General features: G+C 37.4%; 1 protein-coding gene. It reads right to left on the bottom strand.

Features of this window, described 5'->3' with window-relative positions; translation table 11 throughout:
- On the bottom strand, positions 1-1,007 hold a 1,007-nt coding region (locus tag MPF19_RS19055; protein ID WP_249989856.1), incomplete at both ends, for a DUF11 domain-containing protein.

Below are 1,007 nucleotides of genomic sequence, written 5' to 3'. Positions count from 1 at the left end.
CCATCACTTAATGTATCATCTGATGAAATATCCATTAATACTCCAGATGTGCCCGTTACCAATCCTGAAATACTATCATCCATAGCAACTGGTGGAATATCAACAATTATGTCCACATCTAAATCATCCCCAACAGTAGTTGGATCGGTTTGATCCCCTACAGCTGCGCTTGTTGTATTTGTTATTTTATCTCCTAAGGTTCCTGCATCAACGGTAGCTGTTATATTTAAAGTCGCTATTATTCCATTAGCAATACTTCCAATTGTCCATAACCCTGATCCTTTATTATAAGCTGTTCCTTGGTCATTACTTACATAAGTAACTCCTATAGGTAACAAATCGGTTAAAGTTACCCCAGTAGCATCAGTACCTCCTTTGTTTTCTACAGTAATTGTATAAACAATCGTGTCTCCTTCATTTGGTGTATCATCACTTACTGTTTTTATCGTAACTAAATTAGAACTAGAAACAGTAATTGTTTCAGACGCGTCATCTGCTGTTACATTACTATCTGTTTGATCTTGTGTATTCGTAACCGTATTAGTTAACACCGCTCCATCTTGATCTAATCCTACAACTGCTGTTATAACAATAGATACTTCTTCTCCAGAGGCTAATGTACCCACATTCCATGCTGGAGAACTCCAAGTTCCTTTACTAGGTGTACCTGTCCCCACTATTAATCCTATTGGTAAAGCATCTGTTACAACTAATCCGGTAACTACTGCTGCTCCTTTATTTGTTACGGTTACCGTATAGGTTACTGTATCTCCTGCATTTGGTGTCGCATTGTCAACTATTTTAGTTAATACAATATCTGAATCTGTTAAAATAGTAATTTCTGCTTCTAAATCATCTGTAGTTGTATCTGGATCTGTTTGATCTCCTGTAGCAGCTGTTGTTGAATTGGTTATCGTGTCTCCACTTGTTCCTGCGTTAACTGTTGCTGTGATTATTAACGTAGCAGTATCTCCATTTGCAACCGTACCAATTGTCCATAAACCTGA

This window comes from Polaribacter sp. Z014, assembly GCF_023555435.1.
In the GTDB taxonomy this organism is placed as follows: domain Bacteria; phylum Bacteroidota; class Bacteroidia; order Flavobacteriales; family Flavobacteriaceae; genus Polaribacter.
Note: the sequence above shows the minus strand (reverse complement) of the source record. Positions and strands in the feature narration are given on the sequence as shown.